Consider the following 7,593-nt stretch of genomic DNA (forward strand, 5'->3'; position numbering starts at 1 on the left):
CGGCGCGCAAGCGGGAAGCCACGATCGTGGGCCGTTTTTCTCGTAGCGAACTTTTAACGTTTTTAGTTCCCTTTTCGACTGTTGTGCACGCGGAGAACATGGTTGACTGACAATCGGTCGCAGCTTCTGTGTTCGTAGGCTTGAGAAAGTGCACGCTCGCAGGATCGTTGTTGCGGGCGCGGTGCTCTGCCTTTCCTGAGGGGGAAATAAAGACGTACAGCGGTCGGAACCGGCCCGGTGGACTGTAAGGGCTGTTCACCGAATCCGGTGTTAGAAAGAGAAGGAAAAGCATGGCACAGGGCACTGTGAAGTGGTTCAACGCTGAAAAGGGCTTCGGCTTCATCGCTCCCGAAGACGGTTCCGCAGACGTCTTCGTTCACTACTCCGAAATTCAGGGCAACGGCTTCCGTACCCTCGAGGAGAACCAGCGTGTGGAGTTCGAGGTCGGCCAGGGCACCAAGGGTCCCCAGGCTACCGGCGTTCGCGCGGTCTGATTTTTCCGCTCACTCGCTGAGCGATTAGTTCGGACAGTATTTGTCCCCCATCGCATCCGTGCGGTGGGGGACAAATCTTTTCGGGCTGAGCCAGTCTTTCTCTGTCCGAGGTAATGCACGCAGCTGTTCGACCACGGCCGGTCGTCTATGCCGTCAGTACCTTCGTGGCTTACGTTTCACTCTGTGAGCCAACTGTCCTTTTTCTCTGCCGAGTCGATTCCACCTGCCGTGACGGACCTCGCCGGAATGCTGGCCGGACCGGGTCAGGTCGTGACCTCGGAGGACCGTGCCCGGATCTCGATCGTCGTGGATCGGGACTGGAGAGCGCAGGCCGTTGCCGAGTTGATCGCGCAGTGCGGACTCGGGGCCGAGGTGACGCGTAGTGAAGAAGGCAGCCCATTGGTCCGCACTCAGTCGACGCCCGCACTCCTTCCGCTGTCCGTGCAGTGGACCAAGGGAGCTGTGAAGGCGGTGCCGGTCGGTTGGGTACCGAACTCCCGCCAACTCCGGGTGTGGGCCGTCGCGGCCGGCAGGCTCGAAGAAGGCGGCGAGCGATTCGTGTTCGGCCTCGACCCTCATGCCAAGGAGACGCACGCACCGCTGGCTCAGGCATTGATGCGGGTTGGTATCGCGCCGACTCAACTGGGTAACCGGACACCGGGCCCGGGGCTCCGTGTGTCGGGAAAGAAGAGACTGACAAAGCTCGTCGAATACCTCGGTGAGGCGCCGAAACACGTCGACACTTCGGTCGCCTGGCCGCACGTCTGACAGTGCTCTTGCCTCGCGTCCGACGGTGCTCATGCCGCGTGTCCGACGGTGCTCATGCCGCGTGTCCGACGGAGCCCATACTGTACTGATCTGCACGAATGTCTTGCGGGTATGTCACTCTGTAAAGAGAGACACGGGGTATAACTTGCTCCACACGTCTAGTTCTGAAGATCTGCCGACGGCAGTGAACGTCCAAAGGAAGGCTCGGGCAGCAGGTGGCTAAAGCGGACAACGGCAGCGGTCAGGGAGCGTCCGGTAACCCTCGTCGCCTCGTGATCGTCGAGTCACCGACCAAGGCGCGCAAAATCGCTCCCTACCTCGGTAAGGACTACGTCGTAGAGGCATCGGTCGGTCACATTCGCGACCTGCCGCGAGGCGCAGCAGACGTTCCGGCCAAGTACAAGGGCGAGTCATGGGCCCGTCTCGGCGTCAACGTCGATCACGACTTCGAGCCGCTCTATGTCGTGAGCCCGGAAAAGAAGGGCAAGGTCGCCGAACTCAAGTCTCTGTTGAAGGACGCCGACGAGCTCTTCCTCGCAACTGACCCCGACCGTGAGGGCGAGGCAATCGCCTGGCATCTCCTCGAGACTCTCAAGCCCAAGATTCCGGTTCGTCGAATGGTCTTCCACGAGATCACCGAGCCGGCAATCCGTGCTGCCGCCGAAGACACCCGCGAACTCGACACCGACCTCGTCGATGCTCAGGAAACCCGCCGCATCCTCGACCGTCTCTACGGTTACGAGGTCAGCCCGGTTCTCTGGAAGAAGGTCATGCCGAAGCTCTCGGCCGGCCGCGTCCAGTCGGTGGCCACTCGCGTCATCGTCCAGCGTGAACGCGAGCGCATGGCGTTCAAGTCGGCGTCGTACTGGGACATTTCCGCGACGCTCGACGCCGGTGCAGAGGCCAGCCCGCGTAGTTTCGGTGCTCGCCTGGTCTCCGTCGACGGTTCGCGTGTCGCCTCCGGTCGCGATTTCGGAGCTGACGGAAAGCTCAAGGGCAGCGCGGTCACCGTGCTCGACGAGGCGTACGCGCGTCGTCTGGCGGAAGCGTTGCAGGGCGTCGACCTCACGGTTTCCTCCGCCGAGGACAAGCCGTACACGCGCAAGCCTTACCCGCCGTTCATGACGTCGACGCTCCAGCAGGAAGCCGGACGCAAACTTCGTTTCACGTCCGAGCGCGCCATGCGTATCGCGCAGCGTCTGTATGAAAACGGCTACATCACCTACATGCGTACCGACTCGACGACGCTCTCGGAGTCGGCGATCGCAGCCGCTCGTGCGCAGGCCACCGAGTTGTACGGTCCGGAGTACGTCCATCCGACGCCGCGTCAGTACACCCGCAAGGTCAAGAACGCGCAGGAAGCGCACGAGGCGATCCGCCCCGCCGGCGACGTGTTCCAGACCCCGGGTCAGCTGCACTCCAAGCTCGATTCCGACGAGTTCAAGCTGTACGAACTGATCTGGCAGCGGACCGTCGCTTCGCAGATGGCCGACGCCCGCGGTACGACGCTGACGCTCCGCATCTCCGGCACGGCAGGCACCGGCGAGGACTGCACGTTCTCCGCTTCGGGTCGCACCATCGTGTTCGCCGGCTTCCTCAAGGCTTACGTCGAAAGTGTCGACGAAGAAGCCGGCGGTCAGTCCGACGACGCCGAATCCAGGCTTCCGGTACTGGTCAAGGGCCAGGAAGTCACGGCCACCAAGCTCGATCCGGACGGGCACAGCACCAATCCGCCCGCTCGCTACACAGAAGCCAGCCTGATCAAGACGCTCGAAGAACTCGGCATCGGCCGTCCTTCGACCTACTCGTCGATCATCAAGACCATCCTCGATCGCGGATACGTCTACAAACGTGGCAGCGCGCTGGTTCCGTCCTGGGTGGCGTTTGCCGTCATCGGACTGCTCGAGGTGCACTTCGGCCGGCTGGTCGACTTCGACTTCACGGCAGGAATGGAAGACGATCTCGACGCGATCGCCGGCGGTCGTGAGCAGCGTGGCAACTGGCTGAGCAGCTTCTACTTCGGTGGCGAGACAGGCGCAGAAGGTTCGGTCGCCCGCGAGGGCGGGCTGAAGAAGATGGTCGGTGTCAACCTCGAGGAGATCGACGCTCGCGAGGTCAACTCCATCCGTCTCTTCGACGACGCCGAGGGTCGCGAGGTTCACGTGCGCGTCGGCCGGTTCGGTCCGTATCTCGAGCGCATGGTTCAGAACCCGGACGATCCCGAAGGCGATCTGATCTCGCAGCGGGCAAATCTTCCCGACGACCTGCCGCCGGACGAGCTCACTCCCGAGTACGCCGAGAAACTGTTCTCGACGCCTCAAGAGGGCCGCAAGCTGGGCGTCGACCCGCTGACCGGCCACGAGATCGTCGCGAAGGAAGGCCGCTTCGGTCCCTACGTGACCGAGATCCTGCCCGAACCGCCGGCCGAGCCGGAACCGGACATCGTTCCCGTCTCCGCTCCCGAGCCGGAAGAAATCAGTTCGGGCAGTACCAAGACTGCGGTGAAGAAGGCCGCAGCCAAGAAGGCACCCGCGAAGAAGGCTGCCAAGAAGGTCGCGGGCCCCAAGCCGCGGACGGGATCGCTGCTCAAGTCCATGGATTTGGCGACGATCACCTTGGAAGATGCGCTTCGTCTGCTGTCGCTTCCGCGCGTCGTGGGTGTCGACCCCGAATCCAAGGAAGAGATCACCGCGCAGAACGGCCGTTACGGCCCGTACCTGAAGAAGGGCACGGACTCACGCTCGCTCGCCAACGAAGAGCAGATGTTCACCGTCACGCTCGACGAAGCGCTCAAGATCTACGCCGAGCCGAAGCGTCGTGGGCGTCAGGCATCGGCAACGCCTCCGTTGCGTGAGTTGGGCGTCGATCCGGTCAGCGAGAAGCCGATGGTGATCAAGGACGGCCGTTTCGGTCCGTACGTCACTGACGGCGAGACCAACGCCAGCCTTCGCAAGGACGACGACGTCGAATCCATTTCTGATGCTCGTGCGTCGGAGTTGCTGGCTGATCGTCGGGCCCGCGGTCCCGTCAAGAAGAAGGCAGCAGCCAAGAAGGCTCCGGCAAAGAAGGCCGCCGCCAAGAAAACAGCCGCAAAAAAGGCCCCGGCCAAGAAGGCTGCCGCCAAGAAGGCTCCGGCGAAGAAGGACTCGTAAGGCTTCGTCGGTGCCGACGGTTAGGGTTTTTGCATGAGTACTGAAGTGGCCGAGCGAGGTGTGTTCGGTCGGCTGGTGGGTCAGCACGACGTCGAGCAGAGCCTGCGTGATGCTGCGCTGTCGGCTCGTGGCGATTCCAGCGGCTCGGAGATGACCCACGCGTGGCTCTTCACCGGGCCACCCGGCTCTGGTCGTTCGGTTGCTGCTCTCTGCTTCGCCGCAGCCCTGCAATGCACCTCCGACGGTGCACCAGGGTGCGGTGAGTGTCATGCGTGTACGACGACGATGGGTGGAACCCACGGTGACGTACGACGGATCATCCCCGACGGCCTGAGCATCAGCGTCAAAGGCATGCGCGAGATAGTCAACATCGCTTCGCGTCGGCCGACGACGGGGCGGTGGCAGGTCATCGTGGTCGAGGATGCCGATCGTTTGACCGAAGGCGCAGCCAACGCCCTGCTGAAGGTTGTCGAGGAGCCACCGGACCGCACGGTCATCCTGCTCTGCGCGCCGACGACCGATCCGGAAGACATGTCTGTCACCCTCCGTTCGCGGTGTAGGCACATGCCGTTGGTGACGCCGTCCGTCGAATCGATCGCTCAGGTACTGATCGACCGCGACGGGCTGGATCCGGAGCGAGCGAGAATCGCCGCATCGATCAGCGGCGGACATGTCGGTCGGGCGCGGCGCCTCGCCACCGACGAGAGCGCGCGGGACGAGCGTCAGCGTTCGCTTCGGCTGGCCGCAGACGCGATCGGTGCTTCGACGGCGTACAAGGCCGCAGAGAACTTGGTGAAGTCGATCGAGGCTGACACCAAGGCGTTCTACGCCGAACTCAAGGAACAGGAACTCGAGGAGCTCAAGGTCTCCTTGGGTGGCGGTGGAACCGGCAAGGGAACAGCCGGGACTCTGCGCGGATCGGCTGGTCTGATCAAGGACCTCGAAGCGCGTCAGAAATCGCGCGACACCCGGGCCCGCCGCGATCTTCTCGACCGGACGCTGATCGACCTGGCCGGCATGTACCGGGACGCGCTTTCCTATTCGCTGGGGTCGACGTCGACGGCGACCCATCCCGACATGGCTCGGCAGGCCGCCGAGTTGGCTGCGCGAACGTCCCCGGAGGGGTTGCTCAAGTGCATCGAAGCGGTGCTCGAATGCCGCGAGGCCGTCGACTTCAACGTCAAGTTGCAGTGGGCGCTCGATGCGATGGTTGCCTCCATCGGAGCCGCTTTCCGACCCCCGTTTTCGCGATCCGGGGGTTGACCAGATAGACTCGCCACCGCCGAAAGGCACGCTGCCTTAGCTCAGTCGGTAGAGCATTTCACTCGTAATGAAAAGGTCGAGAGTTCGATTCTCTCAGGCAGCTCGGCCAAGAGCCCCACACCCGGAAATCCGGATGTGGGGCTCTTGTCGTTAGTTCCCAATTCTTGCGTATGTGCGGTTTATCCTGAGTTCGGCGAACACGTGCCTGAACAGGGGAGACCTCGATGTCGGATCAGAACTGGGGACCAGGCCAACCATCGCAGAATCAGCCGCCGTACGGGCAGATGCCGCCGATGCCGCCGCAGGGTTATCAGCCGCCGACGCCCGCCTATCCGTACGCAAGCTGGATCTCTCGGGTGTTTGCGTCAATCCTCGACGGCTTTGTCGTTCCGCTCCCCGGCGTCATCCTCGCGGGCATCGGAGCAGTGATCGCGTTCTCCGGATCCGAAGTGACCACATACGACGACGGCAGCGTGAGCGCTGAAGGCGGTAATCCGGTCGGGGTGATCGTCATGGTCGTCGGCATACTGGCGATCTTCTTGATCGAGGTGTGGAATCTCGTCTTCAGGCAAGGGAACACCGGACAGACGCTCGGCAAGAAGTGGCTGGGAATTTCGGTGATTCGGGAGTCCGACGGTGTGCCTCTCGGCCCGGTGATGGCGCTGCTTCGTTGGATCATGATGGCGATCCTGGGTGGCGCCTGCTTCCTCAACTATCTCTGGCCGCTCTGGGACTCGAAGCACCAGTGCTGGCACGACATGGTGGTCCGGTCGGTAGTCGTTCGCGCGCGCTAGTCGCTGCCGAGGTCTCTTACAGTGGGTGTCATGGAGTTGGAAGCGGTCGCAAGTCGACGACGCGCACTGGCCGCACCCGTCGGTGTTGCTGCAGTGGCGGTGGCGGCCGCCGCGGTACTCCACTTCCGTGATCCCCACAGTGCGGGTAGTTACGGCGTTTGTCCGATGTATGCGTTTACGGGATTGTGGTGCCCGGCGTGTGGTGGCCTTCGTGCGGTCAATGACCTGACTAATCTGGATGTTGGCGCCGCAGTGTCCAGCAATGTCTTGATCGTGCCGTTTGTCGCGGTGTTGGTGATCGCGTGGATCGGTTGGACAGTGCGCCGTTGGAAAGGCACGCGGGATCGCATGATCGTGCTTCGGCCGACTGTGACGATCGTGGTGCTCGGAGTTCTCGTTGCATTTACGGTTGTTCGAAACACCCCGTGGGGGAGCTGGCTCGCGCCGGCGTGACGGTAAGAGGTCGACATGGCACTGCAGGTTTTTTCGCTCATCGTTCTGCTCGGCGCGCTGATCATCCTGATTCCGACGGCACGACGTGTCTTCGGAAAGAAGGACGACGAGTAGGCCTCGACAACTGGGCCGGAGCGGCACATGCTGGCGGTATGGCTGATTCGTTGAAAGCGCGCGTCAAGGAAAAGCTACTGAGGCAACTCGCCGAGGACGGTCGGCACCCGATTCAGGAAGCTGAGGGTGACGATCCCCGGCTGGTGTCGATCAACGACGATCTCGAAGCGTTGGAACAGGCCGAGGAAGGCGATCCGATCGTCGAAGAACTGGCCGAGAGGTACTGGGTTCCGTGAAGTTTACCGACCGCAGTGCTCTGACCTGGCGATTTGGTGTTGTGTTGATCTTCGCGTAACTTTGTCCAGGTCAGAGCGACACGGACACCGACTCCCACCTGCGAGGGTGAGTGACACGAGGTTGTACGAAGTGCCTGGCGAACACAATCCAGTTTTTCTTCACGGGGTTCCGGTTTGCGCCGGTGACCTGGTTGGGATAGGCTGGAAAAGTTGCCCCGGAGCGGCGGCCATAGGGTCGTGGTGATGGTGTGTGCGTGTTCTTTGAGAACTCAACAGTGTGTCGATGAATGTCAGTGCCAAATATTTTTTGGTACTTCAC

7 protein-coding genes and 1 tRNA gene are annotated in these 7,593 nt (G+C 62.3%); all 8 read left to right on the top strand.

All coding sequences use genetic code 11. The annotated features are described in order from the left end of the window. The first annotated feature begins 290 nt into the window (after positions 1-290). Positions 291-494 carry a transcription antiterminator/RNA stability regulator CspE gene (gene cspE, locus AC3WQS_RS16185; protein ID WP_003946117.1) on the top strand — a complete coding sequence of 68 codons (204 nt, stop codon included), beginning with the start codon at positions 291-293 and terminating at the stop codon, positions 492-494. Between the two features lie 183 nt (positions 495-677). After that, a complete protein-coding gene (locus AC3WQS_RS16190) occupies positions 678-1,262 on the top strand; it encodes a hypothetical protein (RefSeq protein ID WP_003946106.1) in 585 nt (194 codons plus the stop codon). Positions 1,263-1,477: 215 nt separating this feature from the next. Then, positions 1,478-4,414: a type I DNA topoisomerase gene (gene topA / locus AC3WQS_RS16195; protein ID WP_019746651.1), complete on the top strand. Its 2,937-nt coding sequence runs from the start codon at positions 1,478-1,480 to the stop codon at positions 4,412-4,414. Positions 4,415-4,447: 33 nt separating this feature from the next. Continuing rightward, on the top strand, positions 4,448-5,677 hold the full coding sequence (locus AC3WQS_RS16200) for a DNA polymerase III subunit delta' (protein WP_019746652.1): 1,230 nt from the start codon (positions 4,448-4,450) through the stop codon (positions 5,675-5,677). Positions 5,678-5,707: 30 nt separating this feature from the next. Further along, a tRNA-Thr gene (locus AC3WQS_RS16205) sits at positions 5,708-5,780 on the top strand. Positions 5,781-5,901: 121 nt separating this feature from the next. Continuing rightward, positions 5,902-6,471, top strand: a complete 570-nt coding sequence (locus AC3WQS_RS16210; RefSeq protein WP_021342696.1) for an RDD family protein — start codon at positions 5,902-5,904, stop codon at positions 6,469-6,471. 30 nt (positions 6,472-6,501) lie between these two features. Continuing rightward, complete coding sequence (locus AC3WQS_RS16215; RefSeq protein WP_134998512.1) at positions 6,502-6,924, top strand: DUF2752 domain-containing protein; 423 nt, start codon at positions 6,502-6,504, stop codon at positions 6,922-6,924. 152 nt (positions 6,925-7,076) lie between these two features. After that, positions 7,077-7,274, top strand: coding sequence for a hypothetical protein (locus AC3WQS_RS16220; RefSeq protein WP_003946112.1), 198 nt, complete (start codon positions 7,077-7,079; stop codon positions 7,272-7,274). The last annotated feature ends 319 nt before the right edge of the window (positions 7,275-7,593 follow it).

Source organism: Rhodococcus sp. FW305-130, assembly GCF_058788335.1.